The 17,255-nt window shown below is 70.5% G+C and carries 14 protein-coding genes and 2 tRNA genes; 7 read left to right on the top strand and 9 right to left on the bottom strand.

The window, feature by feature from the left end:
• Window position 1: 1 nt before the first annotated feature.
• The 3 genes from F9278_RS17155 to F9278_RS17145 form a co-directional block, all read right to left on the bottom strand.
• Window positions 2–1,939 carry a radical copper oxidase GlxA gene (locus F9278_RS17155; RefSeq protein ID WP_152169143.1) on the bottom strand — a complete coding sequence of 646 codons (1,938 nt, stop codon included), beginning with the start codon at window positions 1,937–1,939 and terminating at the stop codon, window positions 2–4.
• The gene (locus tag F9278_RS17150) at window positions 1,936–3,951 is read right to left on the bottom strand and encodes a glycosyltransferase family 2 protein (protein ID WP_152169142.1); all 2,016 of its coding nucleotides are present in this window, start codon (window positions 3,949–3,951) and stop codon (window positions 1,936–1,938) included. Before F9278_RS17150 ends, F9278_RS17155 begins: the two co-directional genes overlap by 4 nt.
• 369 nt (window positions 3,952–4,320) lie before the next feature.
• Window positions 4,321–4,397: transfer RNA gene (locus tag F9278_RS17145), tRNA-Lys, on the bottom strand.
• A gap of 219 nt (window positions 4,398–4,616) precedes the next feature.
• Here F9278_RS17145 and F9278_RS17140 point away from each other — a divergent pair.
• From F9278_RS17140 to F9278_RS17110, 7 genes are all read left to right on the top strand, one after another.
• Window positions 4,617–6,377, top strand: coding sequence for a peptidoglycan-binding protein (locus F9278_RS17140; protein WP_152169141.1), 1,761 nt, complete (start codon window positions 4,617–4,619; stop codon window positions 6,375–6,377).
• A 259-nt stretch (window positions 6,378–6,636) separates the two neighbouring features.
• Entirely contained in the window at window positions 6,637–7,782 is a 1,146-nt protein-coding gene (locus F9278_RS17135) for an SPFH domain-containing protein (RefSeq protein ID WP_152169140.1), read from the top strand.
• A gap of 96 nt (window positions 7,783–7,878) precedes the next feature.
• Complete coding sequence (locus F9278_RS17130) at window positions 7,879–8,496, top strand: lytic polysaccharide monooxygenase auxiliary activity family 9 protein (RefSeq protein WP_152169139.1); 618 nt, start codon at window positions 7,879–7,881, stop codon at window positions 8,494–8,496.
• Window positions 8,497–8,624: 128 nt separating this feature from the next.
• Window positions 8,625–9,095 carry a DUF3592 domain-containing protein gene (locus F9278_RS17125; protein WP_152169138.1) on the top strand — a complete coding sequence of 157 codons (471 nt, stop codon included), beginning with the start codon at window positions 8,625–8,627 and terminating at the stop codon, window positions 9,093–9,095.
• A 40-nt stretch (window positions 9,096–9,135) separates the two neighbouring features.
• On the top strand, window positions 9,136–10,782 hold the full coding sequence (locus F9278_RS17120) for a long-chain-fatty-acid--CoA ligase (protein WP_152169137.1): 1,647 nt from the start codon (window positions 9,136–9,138) through the stop codon (window positions 10,780–10,782).
• Between the two features lie 71 nt (window positions 10,783–10,853).
• Window positions 10,854–12,128 carry a sensor histidine kinase gene (locus F9278_RS17115; protein WP_152169136.1) on the top strand — a complete coding sequence of 425 codons (1,275 nt, stop codon included), beginning with the start codon at window positions 10,854–10,856 and terminating at the stop codon, window positions 12,126–12,128.
• Window positions 12,113–12,766 (top strand): response regulator, encoded by a 654-nt coding sequence (locus tag F9278_RS17110; RefSeq protein WP_193241527.1) that lies wholly within the window; start codon window positions 12,113–12,115, stop codon window positions 12,764–12,766. Before F9278_RS17115 ends, F9278_RS17110 begins: the two co-directional genes overlap by 16 nt.
• A gap of 60 nt (window positions 12,767–12,826) precedes the next feature.
• On the opposite strand, the gene F9278_RS17105 is transcribed toward F9278_RS17110, so the two are convergent.
• From F9278_RS17105 to ehuB, 6 genes are all read right to left on the bottom strand, one after another.
• Window positions 12,827–12,900: transfer RNA gene (locus F9278_RS17105), tRNA-Lys, on the bottom strand.
• A gap of 122 nt (window positions 12,901–13,022) precedes the next feature.
• Entirely contained in the window at window positions 13,023–13,781 is a 759-nt protein-coding gene (locus F9278_RS17100) for an IclR family transcriptional regulator (protein WP_152169135.1), read from the bottom strand.
• A 234-nt stretch (window positions 13,782–14,015) separates the two neighbouring features.
• The gene (ehuA, locus tag F9278_RS17095; RefSeq protein WP_152169134.1) at window positions 14,016–14,765 is read right to left on the bottom strand and encodes an ectoine/hydroxyectoine ABC transporter ATP-binding protein EhuA; all 750 of its coding nucleotides are present in this window, start codon (window positions 14,763–14,765) and stop codon (window positions 14,016–14,018) included.
• Window positions 14,755–15,405: an ectoine/hydroxyectoine ABC transporter permease subunit EhuD gene (ehuD, locus tag F9278_RS17090; protein ID WP_152169133.1), complete on the bottom strand. Its 651-nt coding sequence runs from the start codon at window positions 15,403–15,405 to the stop codon at window positions 14,755–14,757. The genes ehuA and ehuD overlap by 11 nt, the downstream gene beginning before the upstream one ends.
• Window positions 15,402–16,253 (bottom strand): ectoine/hydroxyectoine ABC transporter permease subunit EhuC, encoded by an 852-nt coding sequence (gene ehuC / locus F9278_RS17085; protein ID WP_152169132.1) that lies wholly within the window; start codon window positions 16,251–16,253, stop codon window positions 15,402–15,404. Before ehuC ends, ehuD begins: the two co-directional genes overlap by 4 nt.
• Window positions 16,250–17,185: an ectoine/hydroxyectoine ABC transporter substrate-binding protein EhuB gene (gene ehuB, locus F9278_RS17080; protein WP_152169131.1), complete on the bottom strand. Its 936-nt coding sequence runs from the start codon at window positions 17,183–17,185 to the stop codon at window positions 16,250–16,252. The genes ehuC and ehuB overlap by 4 nt, the downstream gene beginning before the upstream one ends.
• Window positions 17,186–17,255 lie beyond the last annotated feature (70 nt).

Below are 17,255 nucleotides of genomic sequence, written 5' to 3'. Positions count from 1 at the left end.
GCTACGGCACTTTCACCCACCGCGCGACACTCGGAGTCCCCGCGTCGTCCGTCACGAACAGCATGTACCACCCCGACTGCACCAGATTCCGATTCTTCGGCACGGTCACACTGATCCGATCCCCCGTCACCTCGAAGTCCACCGCGATCGACTTCTGGTCCACATCGGTCACATGCGTGGACGCACTCGGCCGGATCAACCGCGCCGACTTGATCGACGACCCGTGCCGCGTCCCGAACACCGCCTTCCCGCCGCGCGCCACCGTCTTCGGCCCACCCGTCAGCGTCGGCCGCGCGTCCTGGAAGAGATACGGCGGCGTATAGATCTCGATCCGCTGCTCGAACTCCCCCGGCTTGGTGTTGGCCTTGTCGGCGTACAGGGAGTCCGACCCGAAGAACACGACCCGCCCGTCCGGCAGCAGGATCGACCCGGAGTGGTAGTTGCGGCCCACCAACGGGTCGGCCACCCGCCGCAGTTCACCCGTCCTCGCGTCGTAGAGCCGCGCCTCCAGGATGTTGGAGTCGCCGCGCCCCCGATAGTCCTCCGAGCCGCCGGCGATGAGGACCGTGTCGTCGGGCAGGATCGAGGCCTGCGGATAGCGCGTGCCCTTGGCCATCTCCGGCCCGTCCACGAACCTGGGCTCGTCGGCCAGCAGATCGATCAGCCGGGTCCTCTTGCTGGACCGCTCCGACTCCCCGACCCCGCCCCCGCCGATCACCAGGTACTTCTCGTCCTGCGCCGGAGGCAGCAGCACGGTCCCGGCGGTCTCCAGCAGCTTGCTGTCGCTCATCCCGGGGACCTTGGTGAACTTGTTGGACTTCAGGTCCCAGATCCCGGGGTCACGCCCGATGTCGTCCGGCCCGTACCCCGCGTTCGCGCCCGAATAGAACAGCTTGCCGTTCTGCATCAGGGAGATCGCCGGGTACGTCGGGAACTGCTGCTCCTCCTTCGTGTACGTCCACTTCTTCGTCCCGGGGTCGTAGATCTCGTTCTTGCCGGGGACCAACTGCCCGATCTCGTCCAGCCCGGAGAGACTGAGCACCGTACCGTCCGACAGGGTCGTCAGCGTCGGGTACCAGCGGGCCTCGTTCATCGGGTCGACCTTGATGTACCTCTCGGCGACCGGGTCGAACTCGTAGGCGTCCTTGATCCCCTGGAAGTCCTTCTTGTCGAGGGCGAGCTTCTGCGCGATGCCGTACGTGTTCCGCGCGTCCTCGCCCGTCAGACCCGTGACCTTGTAGTTGTCCTCCGTGCCCGTCTCGTACTTCTTGCCGCGCCGCTCGGCCTCGACATAGGCGCGCGCGATGCCCGGCTCGTTGCCGGTGAACTTCCCGGTGTCCGGGTCGAAGGTCTTGACGGCCTTCTTGAGCTCGACGGTGTCCTTGAGGACGAACGTCTTGCCGTTCGCCTTGCCGACGAACCTGGTCCCCGCCTTGAGCCTCATCCCCTTGTCGGGGTTCTCGTTGTGGATGATCATCAGGCCGCCGGCCTTGGTGACATCGCCCTTCAGTTTCTCGTAGCGCTTGGTGCCGCCCGCGATCAGCAGATTGCCGTTGGAGAGCTGGGTGTGCCCGGTGCAGAACAGGTCGGCCGGCGTCGGTACCCGCTTGATCGTCTGCTTGACCGGGTCCCAGACACGGGTGTCGAACTTCTTCCTGTCGAAGTTGTCGGCGTCGTTCCCCGAACCCGCGATCAGCAGGATCTTGCCGGTGTGCAGCAGCGCCGCGTGGATCGTGTTCTGCCGGTACTCCTCCGGGAACTCCACGACCTGCCAGTGCCCGTTGTCCGCCTTGTACTCGGGTCTGTTGATCTTGTAGTCGTGGTACTTCTCGGTGCTGAAGCGGTACACCCACGGCCCGTTCATCCCGGCGAGCGCGAGGACCACCGCCGCGCCGATCGCGAGGCGACGGGCGCGGCGGCGGCCTGCACGGTCCTTCATTCCTTACGTCCCCCCACTCCGCCCCGTCCCCCGAGTCCGCCCAGGGCGATCTGCATGGTCTGGTCGCTACCCCCGCCGGCCGACCCGGACGCCGCCCAGCTCGGCTTGTGCTGGGGAGCGTGAGGTGCGGGTGGGGCGTGCGGTGCGAGCGGCGGCGCGTGTGGCGCGGGAGCCGCCTCGGGCGGCGCCACCATGGACCCTTGCAGCGCGGCTGCTGCGGCGGCCTTCTTCTTGTCCTGCCGCAGCATGTAGCGCCAGGCGAAGATGGGGAGGGCGGTGATCATCATGGCGAAGGTGGCCCAGATGATCATCGCGGGGTGCGAGTTGCCGAAGACGAACCCGGCGGCGATCGAGGCACCGAAGATGACGATGAAGTACCAGTGGTACCGGAAGGTGCCGAACCACCGGTCGGGGCTCGCCGAGTCCCCCTTGGGTGTCACCACGAACTTGCTCTTGCGGCGCAGCGCCGAGTCGATCAGCGCCTTCGCGTAGAGCGGCGCGGACAGCGCGGACATCACCATGCCGGCCACCCCGCCGGAACCCTCCGGCTCGTGCGGGGAGACGTTGTGCCGGCGGTTCCAGACGTACAGGCCTATCTGGAGCGCCGAGGCGTTGCCGTAGAGCATCAGCCACACGGTCGGGTCGATGTTCACACCCGAGGCGCCCAGGCCCAGGAACAGGGCGCAACTCAGCGCCGCCAGAATCCAGTTGAGGGCCGACATCGGGTAGAAGATGATCATCATCGTGTAGTTGAAGAGCTTGCTCGGCGGCAGCGAGTACCAGCCCTTCCAGTACTGCTTGAGGATCGTCTCGTACGTCCCGCGCGACCAGCGCATCTGCTGGGTGAAGAAGTCCGTCCAGGCGCTGGGCCCCTCACCCACCGCGAGGACGTCCGGGGTGTACACCGAGCGCCACTTCTTCCCCGTCGCCGGGTTCTTGTGGCGGTGGATCTCGAAGCCGGTGGCCATGTCCTCGGTGATCGAGTCGTACAGGCCGCCGATCTGCTTGAGCGCCCTGATCCGTACGGCGTTGGAGGTGCCGACGAACATGGGGGCGCCGTACTTGTTTCCGGCGCGCTGGATCAGCGCGTGGAACAGGAACTGCTGGGACTCGGCGGCCTTGGTGACGAAGTTGTCGTAATTGCCGTACACCTGGGGGCCGATGACGAAGCCGATGTTCGGGTCCCGGAAGAAACCGAGCATCCGCTCCAGGTAGTTGGGCAGTGGGATGTGGTCGGTGTCGACCGAGGCGAAGAAGTCGTAGTCGTCTCCGTGGGCGTCCAGCCAGGCGTTGTAGTTGCCGTGCTTGGTCTTGGCGCGGTGCGGGCCCTTGGGCTGGTTCCACTTCGCGATCCCCTTGCGGGAGAAGTGGTGCACGCCCAGGCGCGCGCAGACCGCCTTCACGTCCGCGTCGTCCCCCTCGTCGAGGAGCCACACGTGCAGAAGGCCCCGGTGGCGCAGCTTGACGGCCGCCTCCAGGGTCTTCGTCACCATCTCCAGCGGCTCCTTGCCGGGCACGAAGGAGGTGAGGAAGGCGACTCTGGTGCCGGTCTCGGGCACCACCGGGATCGGGTCGCGGGCGACCAGGGTGGCGTGCGCGTTCGACAGGACGTTCATACAGCGGAAGAACTCGATCAGGCCGATCGAGACCAGCATGACCATGTCGAGGGTGGGCAGGAACTCGTACTCGACGTAGTCGCGCTTGGTCCAGTGCTCCTGCTGCAGCAGCCAGGCCAGCAGGACCAGGGAGAGCAGCGGTGCCGCCGCCAGCATCAGGGCGACCCGCAGCCGGTGCGGTTCCTGGGAGATCAGCGAGCGGTACTGCACCGTGTAGGGCTTGGTCGGATCGGGCTGGGTCAGTGGTCCGGCGAGCCGGCTGTAGTGCTCGTAGTCGTATCTGGGAAGTGTCTTCTTGAGCCTGCGGAAGGCTCCGGTCCGGTGCGACGGCACCTTGAGCCGGGTCGTCTCGGACGGGTCGAAGTTATGCCGGGCGCCCGTCGGCGTCGACGTCATGAGTCATCCCCCCGCACACACGTCGAGTGTGTGTTCGTCGGTATTCCATCCGATTCGGTCCCCCTCGACCGTTACGGACGCATCAGTGGGTCATCGTCACCATGTGATCTACACCATGAGGACACGGGACGACGGCCATCCGGTTGCATTGATGCCCCCTCGGCATCTTTTGTTCCTGAAGAACGCCCAAAGCCCCCAAACTGCCATGTATCCGCAGTCTCTTACGGCCCAGGGTTCTACGGTGCGAAGCTTGATCGCAAGATGCGAAACGCGGTGTTTACCGGTCATACGCCGTCATTGGGGCATCTCCGCATATCGCCACATGCGGAGAGGCCCCTCGCGATTCACTCCCGCGAGGGGCCTCTCCGGTGGTGCGCCGCCAGGGACTCGAACCCCGGACCCGCTGATTAAGAGTCAGCTGCTCTAACCAACTGAGCTAGCGGCGCGCGAGAAGAACTTTACCGGAGGGGCGGGGGTGCTCCCGACCACGGAGCGGGGACCGGGGACCGGGGACCGGCCGGGGGCCCGGGTCGCGGGCGCGGTCCGCGGTCGTGCGCCGCGTGTACATCATTTGGACCGTCAGCATGCGACATGGGACGGCGGTTGAGAAACTGGCGGGCGTGCAGAAGCGTGGAATTCTTCGGTCGGTTCGCGAGGGGAATCGCATGGAGACTCCGGTATTCGAGGAGATCGATCCGGGGGGCGACTGCGAATGCCCCGGTTGTGTTCACTGGCGGCGGGTCATGCCGTATTCGGCCCGGTACGCCCATCTGGGTCACCCGGCTGTCAGAACCGCGACGAGCGCCCTCGTCGTGGCCACCGCCGCCGGTGCCGCTCTCGGCGCCGGCCATGTCGTACCGGCGGTCGCGGCGGCCCACGGCCCGGCCGCCCCCGGTGCCGTTCCCGCAGGTGACGGGCCGGACACCCCGCAGGGGAAGAAGGCGCCGCTGCACGGTCCCGGGGGGCGCCCGGTGGGCGGGGGGAAGCCGCTGAAGGAGGCGCGGATCCCGCTCACCACCCGCGCGGAGATCATCGGACGGGCCAAGGCATGGATCGCGGCCGGGGTGCCGTACAGCATGCGCGAGTACTGGTCCGACGGTTATCGGCAGGACTGCTCGGGGTTCGTCTCGATGGCCTGGAATCTTCCCGGAAACGAATGGACGGGCAGCCTCGAAAAGTTCGCCCAGCGGATTACGAAGGACCGCCTCGCCCCCGGTGACATGCTCCTCTTCCACAATCCGAAGGACCCGCAGAAAGGCTCGCACGTCGTCATTTTCGGCGGCTGGACCGACCACGCGGAGACCCACTACTTCGCCTACGAGTCGGCCCGTCCGTACGCCCGCCGGCAGGCCACCCCGTACGGGTACTGGGACAACGCGACCCGCTATGTGCCGTACCGCTACAAGGGGCTCGTCGACGACGACGCGGGCCGGCCGGACGGTGAGCCGGACGCCTCCGGGGGCACGGACGCCTCGGGCGGCGACGGCGGCTCCGACGGCTCCGGTGTCCCCGCCGTCCCGTCGGAGCGGCCGGGGGCGAAGGGGGCCGCCGGGCCGGCCGCCGGCGACCGCTTCCCGGGCACCGAGGCCTTCGGGACCGGGGCGCGCAACACGTACGTCACCCGGCTGGGGCAGATGCTGGTGCGGCGCGGCGGGGCCCGCTTCTACACCGGCGGGCCGGGGCCGGTCTGGTCGGACGCCGACCGCCGGGCCACCCGGGCGTTCCAGCGGGCCCAGGGCTGGTCGGGCCGTTTCGCGGACGGCATTCCGGGCCCGCTGACCTGGTCCTATCTGGTCAGCGGCCGGGGCAAGGACATCCCGCCGGCCGGGAACCCGGGCCCCCGGGGGAAGCCGGCCGACCCCAAGCCACCGGCGATGCACCGACCGCCGGGGAAGCCGGGGACGTACGGTCCGATCGGCGCGTCGGGCCTGACGGGACCGTCCGGCCCGGTGGATCCATCGCGTCCGGCGGATCCGGCGCGTCCGGCGGAGCCAGTACGTCCGGCGGAGCCAGTGCGTCCGGCCGGTGCCTCCCGTCCGGCTGATCTCCCTCGGCCGGTCGGTTCGTCGCGCCCGGCCGGTTCGTCCCGTCCGGCCGATCCACCACGCCCGGCCGGAGCCGGGAAGGCCACGTCGCCCACGCCGCCCAGGGCTTCGGTGCCCCCCGGGACGCCCGCCTCGCACGGCGTTCTCGGCTATCCCGGGCGCGGCATGTTCCGGCCGGGCGCGGACAACCCGTATGTCACGCAGCTCGGGAAGCGGCTGGTCGAGAAGGGGTTCGGCAAGTACTACGCCTCGGGGCCGGGGTCCCGCTGGGGCGAGTCGGACCGGCGGAACGTGGAGGCGTTCCAGCGCGCCCAGGGGTGGCGCGGCGGCGCGGCGGACGGCTATCCGGGCCCGGAGACCTGGCGACGCCTGTTCGCCTGACACCGGCACCAACCCGCACTCGCACCCGCACCCGCACTCGCACCCGCACCCGTACTCGCACCCGCACCCGCACCCGCACCCGCACCCGCACTCGCATCCGCACCCGCACCCGCTCCGGAACCAGAGCGACCCCTCACCCCCACCCCTCACCCCCACCCCTCACCCCCACCCCTCACCCCCACCCCCCATCCCCACCCCCCATCCCCACCCTCGACCACTCTCACCACGGCTCTTCCTGCGCGGAGGCATGGAGGCACGTATGAGTACGACCACTTCATCCACACCGGAGCCCGAGGGGGCCGCGCGGCCCGCCCGGCTCATCCAGAACGAGACCACCACCGAGATCCCCGTCCATCTGCTGTTCCGGGACGACCCCGTGCCCGTGGCCGTGCCGGTCGCCCCCGCCGTCGTGGGCCGGCGGCGGGGCACCGGTGAACAGCCGCGCGTACGGCAGGGGCTCGCGGCCGCGAAGCCGCGCCCCACCGTCGAGATCGACCCCGAACTGGTCGAGTGCCCGGCGCGGGTGGTGCCCGGGGTGGTGGGGGTGCTCGGCGGGGCGTGCGGGGTGGCCGGATGTGTGCTCACCTCGTGGTGGGCCGGGGCGTTGCCAGGGCTCGCGGTACGGGCGCTCGGGCTGCCGACCGCGTACGCCGGTGCCGGTCTCGGGCCCGCGCAGTGGGCCGCGTACGCCGGAGCGGGCGCCCTGGCGCTGTTCGGGTTCGGCGGGCTGGCGCGGGGGCGGACCGGACGGGCCTGGGTGCTCGGGCTGTTCGGGCGGTACCGGGGGACCGTCCGCCGTACCGGACTGCTCTGGGTGAACCCGCTGGTGCTGCGCCGCCGGGTCGACGTACGGCTGCGGCACTGGCGGAGCGAGCCGATCGCGGCGGTCGACGCGAACGGGGTCGCGCTGCGGGTCGTCGTCCTCGTGGCGTGGCGCGTCAGGGACACCGCGCGGGCGCTGCTCGGGGTCGAGGACCACGAGCGGTATCTGCGTGAGTGCGTGGAGGCGGCGGTCTCCCGGGTGCTGTCCCGGCTGCCGGCCGATGTGGCGCCGGGCGCGCTGGTCAGGGACGCGACGCTGCGGAACACGGAGGCGGTGGGGGAGGCGCTGACCCGGCTGGTGGCGGCGGACACGGCACCGGTCGGGCTGGAGGTGTTCTCGGTCCAGCCGACCCGGATCGAGTACGCGCCCGAGGTGGCCGCCGTGATGCAGCGCCGCCGGATCGCCGCGCTCGACGCCCAGCACCGCGACACCGTGCTCACCTCCGTCGTCGACTCGGTCGAGGACACGGTGACCCGGCTGACCCTGCGCGGCCTGGTCGAACTCGACGACTACGAGCGCAAGGCGCTGGTGAAGGACCTGACGGTGGCGTTCTACACAGGGCGGCGCGAAGTGTCGTCGTGAACCCCGGAATTGGTATGGACATGTTCAACGCGCACCCATAATCTGGGACTTGGTCTAGACCTGGAAACACCCCCACGTACTCCAGGGAGCGGCAGCATGCGCCATCACGCGCGGAACAGGACCAAGTGGTACGCGGCCGCGGTCGGCCTGGCCACCACCGGAGCGCTCGTGCTCTCCAGTGGTGGCGCCTCCGGCCACGGCTACACCGACCTCCCCGTCAGCCGGCAGAAGCTCTGTCAGAACGGCACCGTCACCAACTGCGGCGAGATCCAGTGGGAGCCGCAGAGCGTGGAGGGCCCGAAGGGCTTCCCGGGCTCAGGGCCGGCTGACGGCCAACTCTGCTCCGGCGGCAACAGCCGGTTCAACCAGCTCAACGCGTCCACCAGGCCGGGCGGCGGCGCCTGGCCCACCACCAGGGTGACGGGCGGTCAGAACCACACGTTCCGCTGGCAGTTCACCGCCATGCACGCCACCACCGACTTCAAGTACTACGTCACCAAGGCGGGCTGGAACCAGAACCACGCCCTGGCCCGCTCCGACCTCAACCTCACCCCGTTCTTCACCGTCCCCTACAACGGCCAGCGCCCGCCGTCCACGCTCTCCCACGCCGGGCGCCTGCCGTCCGGGCTGAGCGGCCACCACGTGATCCTCGCGGTGTGGACGGTGGCGGACACCACCAACGCGTTCTACGCCTGCTCGGACGTCACCTTCTGACCGTCCGGGCATCGCTCCACCCGGCCCCGCCAGTTCTGAGGCTCTCTTGAGCTGCGCGGGGCCCTCACGCGGGTACGTTCCCCACACGCCACCGACCAGGGCGGCGGCCGGATCCCGGGGGGAACACCATGGACGCCTTCTTCTACCTCATTCCCATCGTCATGATGGGATTCATCGGCTTCATGGCCTACCGGGTGCTGAGCCGCTGGCTGCTGATCAGGAGGGCCTGGAACAGCGGGCTGACCGCCGAGGCGCGCTGCCTGAGGACGTTCACGACGGTCAGCAACGGCATGGGCGACCACAGCTCCGTGCGCACCACGATCCACCATGTGTACGAGTTCACGACCCACGACGGCCGGGCGATCCGCTTCGAGGAGGAGGACGGGCCGATGACGACGGTCGAGGGCGACTTCGTCACCGTCCACTACACCGACGGCCCGACCGTGGCGGCCACGGCGCACGGCCCCGACCAGGGGTTCAAGCAGGGCGCGGCCGGCGTCGGCATCCTGACCCTCCTCGGGGTGGCCTTCGCGTTCTGCGTCTTCCTCATGGTCACCTTCCACCAGTTCTCGACGGACCCCTCGTTCCCGACGCCGTGACCCTCCTCAACTGACGGTACGTCAACTACCGTGCGCCGACATGCAGTCCACGAGGCGCACGGTCGCACAGCTCGTCGCCGACCGGTGGGACGACCACCGGCCCGGCCTGTGGTGCGAGGAACAGGTCCTGACCCATCACGAGGTCACCGCCGGAGCCGCCGCCCGCGCGGCCCTGCTCGCCGACCTCCTGCCACCGGCCGCCGCACCCCATATCGGCGTCCTCCTCGACAACACCCCGGAATTCCCCCTGTGGTTGAGCGCCGCGGCCCTCGCGGGCGCCGCCGTCGCCGGGATCAACCCCACCCGCCGGGGCCCCGAACTGGCCCGCGACATCCTGCACACCGAGTGCGCCGTCCTGATCACCGAACAGACCCACCTGCCCCTGCTCGACGGTTTCGAACTCCCCGACGTCCGCGTCCTGGTGACGGACACTCAGGCCTACGCCGACCTCCTCGCCCCGTACGCCGGCGCCGTGCCCGACGCGTCCCGGGCCACCCCCGCCCACCGCCTCCTGCTCTACTTCACCTCCGGCTCCACCGGCGCCCCCAAGGCCGCGATCTGCTCCCAGGGGCGGCTGGCGGCGGCCGGGCGGGCACTGGTGGACCGCTTCGGGGTGCGTCGGGACGATGTGCACTACGTCTGCATGCCGCTGTTCCACGGCAACGCGGTCATCGCCGACTGGGCCCCCGCCCTGGTCGCCGGCGCCGGGACCGCGCTGCGGCGCCGGTTCTCGGCCTCCGGGTTCCTGGACGACGTACGGGCGTACCGGGCCACGTACTTCACCTACGTCGGCCGGGCCGTGCAGTACGTCCTCGCCACCGAGCCCCGCCCCGACGACCGGGACAACCCGCTGCGCATGGGCTTCGGCACGGAGGCGGGGGCGGTGGACGCGGCGGCGTTCGAGGAGCGGTTCGGGGTGCGGCTGGTGGAGGGGTACGGCTCCTCCGAGGGCGGGGCGGCGATCCAGCGCACACCCGGGGCGCCGCCGGGCGCGATCGGGCGGGCGGCACCCGGCGACGACCTCGCGGTGGTCGACCCGGAGACCCGCGAGGAGTGCCCGCCGGCCCTCCTCGCCGACGACGGGCGCCTGCTCAACGGCACCGAGGCGATAGGGGAGTTGGTCAACCGCGGCCCCAACCCCTTCGAGGGCTACTGGCGCAACCCGGAGGCGGACGCCGCCCGCCGCCACGACGGCTGGTACTGGACCGGCGACCTCTTCTACCGGGACCCGGACGGCTTCCTCTACTTCGCGGGCCGCACCGACGACCGCCTCCGCGTCGACAGCGAGAACCTCGCCGCCGCCGTCATCGAGAACATCCTCGCCCGCTACGAGGGCGCCGAGGCCGTCGCCGTGTACGCCGTGCCCGACCCGGTCGCCGGGGACCAGGTCATGGCGACCGTCGCCGGCACCTTCGACCCCTGCCGCTTCGCCGAGTTCCTCCTGGAACAGCCGGACCTGGGCACCAAGATGACCCCGCGCTTCATCCGCGTCGTCCCGGCCATGCCCGTCACCGCCACCAACAAGATCCAGCGCGCCGCCCTCCGCCGCGAGGGCTTCCGCTGCCCCGACCCGGTCTGGTGGCGCCCGCCCGGGAAATGGGCGTACCGCAGGTTCTCGGCGGTGGATCTGGCGCGGCTGGTGACGGAGTACCGGGCGCGGGGGCGGGAGGAGTTGCTGACGGGGTAGGCCTGGCCCTACCCCGGGGACGCCCTCTGCGCGGATGGCCGTCGTCCGCCGCCTCCGCCTACCGTGAGCCCATGATCCGAACGGTCGTACGGGACTCGGTACGGGACGCGCTACGGGACACGCCCCGCGCGGTGGCGTACCTGCTGAGCGGTGTCCTCGTCGGCGCACCCCTTCTCGTGGTGCTCCTGGTCCTGGGCACTGCCGGCCTCGCCCTGGCCCCGCTCCTGGTGGGTCTGCCGCTGCTCGCCGTGGCCGTGCTGTCGGGCATCCCCGTCGGCGCGCTCGAACGTCGGCGGCTGGACCTCACCCGCGCCCTCACCCGCACCCCGCCGCCGCCCGACCCGCACATCACCCCGGCCGAGCCGGGACTCGCCGCCTGGGCCCGGCTGCGGCTGACCGAGCGGGCGACCTGGCGGGAGCTGGCGTACACGCTCCTGCTCGGCTTCGTGCTGTGGCCGCTCGACGCGCTCGTGCTGTTCGGGGCGTTGGGCATGCCCGGCGCGCTGATCGGGGCGCCCGCGCAGCTGGCCACGACGAGCAGCACCGGTGGCGACACGCGGATCGCCAAGCTCTGGCTGATCGACTCCTACGGCCAGGCCCTGCTGTGCACGGCCCTCGGTGTCGTCCTCCTCCTCGCGCTGCTGTGGCCCCTCGTCCGGTACGCGCGGGTCCGTGCAGCGCTCGCCCGGCTGCTGCTCGCGCCCAGCGAGGCCGAGACGGAACGGCGGTTGGGGGAGGTGACCCGGTCGCGGGCCCGGCTGGTCGCGGCCTTCGAGGCGGAGCGGCGCCGCATCGAACGCGATCTGCACGACGGCGCCCAGCAGCGGCTGGTGTCCCTGAGCATGACGCTGGGCCTGGCGCGGCTCGACGCGCCACCGGAGTTGGCCGAGCTACTGGCCGCCGCCCATCGGGAGGCCGACCAAGTACTCCTCGAACTGAGGGAGTTGATCCACGGCATCCATCCCCAGGTCCTCGCCGACTACGGCCTCCCGGACGCCCTCGCCGACGCGGCCGACCGGTCCGCCGTACCCGTGGAGGTGGCTGTGGACCTCCCCCGGTTCGCCGAACCCGTCGAGTCCGCCGCGTACTTCGCGGTCCGGGAGGCGCTCGCCAACATCGGCAGGCACAGCGGGGCGGAACGGGCCCGGATCGACGGCCGGTACACGGACGGGCGGCTGCGGGTGGAGGTGCGCGACGACGGCACGGGCGGCGCCGACCCCGCGCGGGGCACGGGCCTCACCGGACTCGCCGACCGGCTCGCCGTGCTCGATGGGACACTGTCCGTCCACAGCCCGGCCGGCGGTCCGACCGTCCTGTCCCTGGAGATCCCGTGCCCGCAGCGCTGAAGATCGTGCTCGCCGAGGACAGCGTGCTGCTGAGGGAGGGCCTCGTCGGCGTCCTGACCCGCTTCGGCCACGAGGTCGTCGCCGCGGTCGGGGACGCGGAGGCGCTGACGGCGGCCGTGCGGTCGTACGCCCCCGACCTCGTCGTCACCGACGTACGGATGCCGCCCGGTCTGACGGACGAGGGCCTGCGTGCCGCCCTCGAACTGCGCGCGGCGGACCCCGCCCTGCCCGTCCTCGTGCTCAGCCAGTACGTCCAACGGGCCTACGCCGCCGAGCTGTTGGACACCGGCGACGGCACCGGCGTCGGCTATCTCCTGAAGGACCGCATCGGCCAGGTCGAACAGTTCGCGGAGGCGGTGGAGCGGGTCGCGGCCGGCGGCACGGTCGTCGACCCCGAGGTCGTACGGCAGTTGCTGCGGCGCCGACGTGATCCGCTGGCGGCGCTCACCCCGCGCGAACGGGAGGTGCTGGCGCTGGTCGCCGAGGGGAAGTCGAACGGGGCGGTCGCCCGTGAGCTGGTCGTCACCGAGGCGGCCGTCGGCAAGCACATCGGCAACATCCTGGGGAAGCTGGACCTGCCGCCGGCGGGGGACACGCATCGGCGGGTGCTGGCCGTGCTCGCGTTCCTGCGGGCGTGACCGACGCGCGCGCGGGCGCACGCGAAAGGCCCCCCGCCGGAGCGAGGGGCCTTCCTTCTGTGCGCCGCCAGGGACTCGAACCCCGGACCCGCTGATTAAGAGTCAGCTGCTCTAACCAACTGAGCTAGCGGCGCAGACTCTGTCGCCCCTCCGCCTTCGGCGGCTGGCGACAGAGAAAATACTACCTGGTCCCTCAGGGTGCCTTCGACCAGTTAAACGTGAGCTGGATCTCGGCTGCCGCTATGCCGCTGTGCCGCTAGATCGCCAACGAGAGCAGTACCGGGGCGGCCCCTCGATTCAGGGTGTTCGCCGCCGCGCGCAACCGGTGGGCGTGCTTCAGCGGGAGCGACAGCGCGAGGCAGCCGACGGACGAGCCCGCGGTGAGGGGGACGGCCGCGCAGACCGTGCCCGGCGCGTACTCCTGGAGGTCGAGGACCGGGACCGTCGGTGTCTGGGCGTCGAGCTTGCTGAGCAGCACCTTCTCGTTGGTGATCGTGCGGGCGGTGAGCCGGGCCGGGCGGTGGCGCGAGAGGTGGTCGCGGCGGCCGTTGAGGTCGAGCTGCCCCAGCAGGCCCTTGCCGAAGGCGGTGGCGTGGGCGGAGGAGCGGAAGTCGACCCACTCGTGGACCGCGGGGGTGGCCGGGCCGTCGGCCCAGCCGGTGACCTGGATCTCGCCGTCCAGGTAACGGGTGACGTAGACGGCGGCGCCCAGTGAGTCGCGCAGCCGGTCCAGGGTGTGCTGGAGCTGTTCGCGCAGGGCCTGGTCATGACCCTGGGCGGAGCCCAGCCGGGCGAGCGCGGCGCCGGTGACATAGGCGCCGTCGGTGGTCTGCTCCACATATCCCTCGCGACGCAGCATCCGCAGGAGCGCGGTCAACCGCTCGCTGTCGACGCCGGTGCGAAGGGCGATCTCGGCGTCGGTGACGCCACCTGCGTGCCGTGCCACCGTTTCCAGGACGCGCAGGGCGTCCTGGGCCGAGTGGTACGGCGCGGTCGGCTCGTGCTTGAGCGCCACGGTTTCCCCCTGCGCTTCTCGGGCCGTTTTTCGGACAGCTTGCCGTGTCCCACGATACGGCCCAAGAGCCGTACGTGGAGGGGTTGTTCGCGAGAAAATCCCGGTGCCTTCGGGCCTCCCAGCTGCCGGACCAGCACTCTGGCATATGCCTGAGGCATGGCCCGGCGGGCGGACCTCGGATGTTCCCACGCGTTCCCACGCGTTTGCGCGCGTTCGCTCGTTCGCTGGGCGTAATCAGTTGACCGCGCCGAGGAACTCGCGCGTACGTTCGTGCGACGGATCGCCGAAGATCTTCTCGGGGCTGCCCGACTCGATCACCTGGCCAGAATCGAACATCAGAACCTGGTCCGAGATGTCCCGGGCGAAGTTCATCTCGTGGGTCACACAGAGCATCGTGATGTCGGTGGTGCGGGCGATGTCCCTGAGCAGGTCGAGGACGCCCGCGACCAGCTCGGGGTCGAGCGCGGACGTCACCTCGTCGAGGAGCAGCACCTGCGGGCGCATCGCCAGCGCCCGCGCGATGGCCACCCGCTGCTGCTGCCCGCCGGAGAGCTGGCTCGGGTAGGAGTCGCACTTGTCGGCCAGCCCCACCAGATCGAGCAGCTCGCGGGCGCGCGCCTCGGCCTCGTCCTTGGAGAGCCCGAGGACGGTGACGGGCGCCTCGGTGATGTTCCGCAGCACCTTCATGTTCGGGAAGAGGTTGAACTGCTGGAACACCATCCCGATGTTCTTGCGGACCTCACGGCACTGCTTGTCGCTCGCCGGGAACAGCCGCTGTCCCCCGACGGTGATCTTCCCGTCGTCGGGCTTGGCCAGGGTCATCAGCAGCCGCAGGATCGTCGTCTTGCCGGAGCCGGACGGACCGATCAGCGTGACGTGCTTGCCGGCGGCGACGGAGAAGTCCAGCCCGTCGAGGACGGTGTTGCCGCCGAATCGTTTGGTCACGTTCTCGAAGCGGATCAGTTCGGTGGTGTCAGCGGACAAGACGACGCTCCAGGGCTCGCAGGAGGAGGGAGGCGGGGTAGGCGATGACGATGAAGGCGACGCCGACGGTCACGATGGCCTCGTTCATCTGGAAGGTCTGGGAACCGAACTGGCGGGCCTCGCCGAGCATCTCCAGCACACCGATGGTCATCAGCATCGGCGAGTCCTTCAGCATCGCGATGACGTAGTTGCCGAGCGCGGGCACCACCCGGCGCAGCGCCTGCGGCAGGATCACCGCGGTCCAGGTGCGCGTGCGCGGCAGGCTGAGCGCCGTCGCCGCCTCCCACTGGCCGGCGGGCACCCCGTCGATACCGGCTCGGTACACCTCGGCGGTGTACGTCGAGTAGTGCAGCCCGAGGCCGAGCACGCCGGTGGCCGGCGCGGACAGCGTCAGGCCCCACTCGGGCAGCACATAGAAGAGGAAGAACAGCTGGACCAGCAGCGGGGTGTTGCGGATGAACTCCGTGACCGCCTTCACCGGCCAGCGCACGACCTTCAGCTTCGAACGCTGGGCGAGGGCCCAGACCAGGCCGAGCGAGAACGCGAGCAGCGAACCCCAGAGCAGGGCTTGCAGGGTGACCAGCACACCGTCCCAGAAGGCCGGCATGAAGTCGCCCAGTGTGGACCAGTTCCACTTCACGAGGCACCTCCGGGGTGGGACGTCCTGGCGGCTCCTCGGGCTCCGGAGCCCGCTCCGGCACTCGTTCCGGCACCCGCTTTGGCGAGGTCCTGGGGCCGCCCGGAGACGGCCTCGCGCGGCCCGGGGACGCCCTTCGCGGGGGCCCGGCCGACACCGGCCTTGGCCCGCCGCTCGACCTGCCGCATCACCCGGGTGACGGCGAAGGCGAGGACGAAGTACATGACCAGGATCACCGTGTAGACGGGCGCGCTCTGCCCGGTGGCGTTGCGCACCAGCTGGGCCGCGAACGTCGTGTCGGCGACACCGAGCACGGACACCAGGGCGGTGCCCTTCAGCAGCTCGATGAGCAGATTGCAGAATGGCGGCACCATCTCCGGCCAGGCCTGCGGCAGCACGATCTTCCGCATCCGCTGGGCGGGCGTGAAGCTCAGCGCCACCCCCGCCTCGCGCTGCGCCGCCGGTACCGCGGCCACCGCGCCGCGCACGATCTCCGAGCCGTACGCGCCGTAGGTGCAGCCCAGGGTGAGCACGGCGGCCCACATCGGCACGAGCTGCCAGCCGAAGGTCAGCGGCACCACGAAGAACACCCAGATCATCAGGACCAGGGCGGAGGTGCCGCGGAAGATCTCGAAGTAGGCGCCCGCCACGAACCGTACGATCCACAGCCGGTGTTCACGGGCGAGCCCCACGGCGAGGGCGACGGCCGCGCCGAGCGCGGCGCCGTACACGGTCAGCTGGACGGTGATCCACACACCGCGCAGCAGCAGCTCCCACAGCCCCGAGCCGAAGCCGAAGCCGTCGAGGAACCCGGCGGCGGTGACGAGGGGCCTGTCGTCGATCGCGGTCATGGGCGGCACTTCTCCTCTGCCCGGATGTCGGTCATCTGGTCCTTCGTGAACCCGAAGGGCCGCATGACCTCCAGCAGTTCGCCGCTCCGCTTCATCTTGTGCAGCTCGCGGTTGAAGGCGTCCCGCAGATTCCGCTCGGGCATCCGGAACGCGAACCCGCCGACGTCGACGACCGGCTTGCCGTCCACGATCGGGGTGACCTCGTCGGTCGCCTCCGCCTTCGTGCTCCCGGTCTGCTCGACCACGTTCCGTACGGTGACGGCGGTGCCCGCGAAGACATCGACCCGGCCCTGTTCGACGGCGAGGAGACCGGCCAGCTGGTCGGGCAGGGTGTCGATCTTCTTCACCCCGGCCGCCTCGGCGTAGTCGATCTCCGCGTAGCCGATACCGGTCGCCATACGGGCCCCGGTCCGGGCGATGTCCGCGTAGGTGCGCAGCTTCCTCGGGTTCCCCCTGGGCACGATGAAGGCGTCCTTCATCCGGTACTCGGGGTCCGCGAAGAGCACCTGCTCACAGCGCTCCGGGTTGATGTACATCCCGGCCGCGACCACGTCGAACTGCAGCGAGTCCAGCCCGAAGATCAGCGAACCGAACTCGGTCGGGAACGGTTCGACGTGATCGACACCGAGCCTGCGGAAGATCCGCGTCGCGATCGCCGGGGCGGAACCGGTGACCTCACCGTCCTTGCCTATGTAGCCGTACGGCTGCTCACCCGCGATGCCCAGCCGTACGGTGCCCTTCGCCCGCAGCTGCCGCAACAGCTGTCCACCGTCGCCGGTGTCCGCGGTCGCCACCCGGCTGCAGCCGCTGCTCGCACCGATCACCGCACCCGTGCCCACCAGGGCGGCGGTGCCGGTGAGCAGGGTGCGGCGGGGGATGCCGGGTCTGCTTGGGCGTCGGCTTTTCCTGTCGTTTCCGTGCAATCGAGCCATGGCCGCGCGGCTACCCGGGGTGTCAACGGGTATGCCGGTTCTTTTCGGGTCCTTCACGTGCGGATGTCCA

The sequence above is a fragment of the Streptomyces phaeolivaceus genome, from assembly GCF_009184865.1.
In the GTDB taxonomy this organism is placed as follows: Bacteria; Actinomycetota; Actinomycetes; order Streptomycetales; family Streptomycetaceae; genus Streptomyces; species Streptomyces phaeolivaceus.
The sequence above is the reverse complement of the archived record's forward strand: the minus strand, read 5'-3'. Positions and strand labels throughout refer to the sequence as shown.

Bases quoted from the DNA above. Each gene is read 5' to 3' on its own strand.
- F9278_RS17135 (WP_152169140.1), top strand. From the start codon at position 6,637: ATGAGTACGACCACTTCATCCACACCGGAGCCCGAGGGGGCCGCGCGG.
- F9278_RS17155 (WP_152169143.1), bottom strand. From the start codon at position 1,939: ATGAAGGACCGTGCAGGCCGCCGCCGCGCCCGTCGCCTCGCGATCGGC.
- F9278_RS17115 (WP_152169136.1), top strand. From the start codon at position 10,854: ATGATCCGAACGGTCGTACGGGACTCGGTACGGGACGCGCTACGGGAC.
- F9278_RS17140 (WP_152169141.1), top strand. From the start codon at position 4,617: ATGGAGACTCCGGTATTCGAGGAGATCGATCCGGGGGGCGACTGCGAA.
- F9278_RS17130 (WP_152169139.1), top strand. From the start codon at position 7,879: ATGCGCCATCACGCGCGGAACAGGACCAAGTGGTACGCGGCCGCGGTC.
- F9278_RS17120 (WP_152169137.1), top strand. From the start codon at position 9,136: ATGCAGTCCACGAGGCGCACGGTCGCACAGCTCGTCGCCGACCGGTGG.
- ehuB (WP_152169131.1), bottom strand. From the start codon at position 17,185: ATGGCTCGATTGCACGGAAACGACAGGAAAAGCCGACGCCCAAGCAGA.
- ehuC (WP_152169132.1), bottom strand. From the start codon at position 16,253: ATGACCGCGATCGACGACAGGCCCCTCGTCACCGCCGCCGGGTTCCTC.
- F9278_RS17125 (WP_152169138.1), top strand. From the start codon at position 8,625: ATGGACGCCTTCTTCTACCTCATTCCCATCGTCATGATGGGATTCATC.
- F9278_RS17150 (WP_152169142.1), bottom strand. From the start codon at position 3,951: ATGACGTCGACGCCGACGGGCGCCCGGCATAACTTCGACCCGTCCGAG.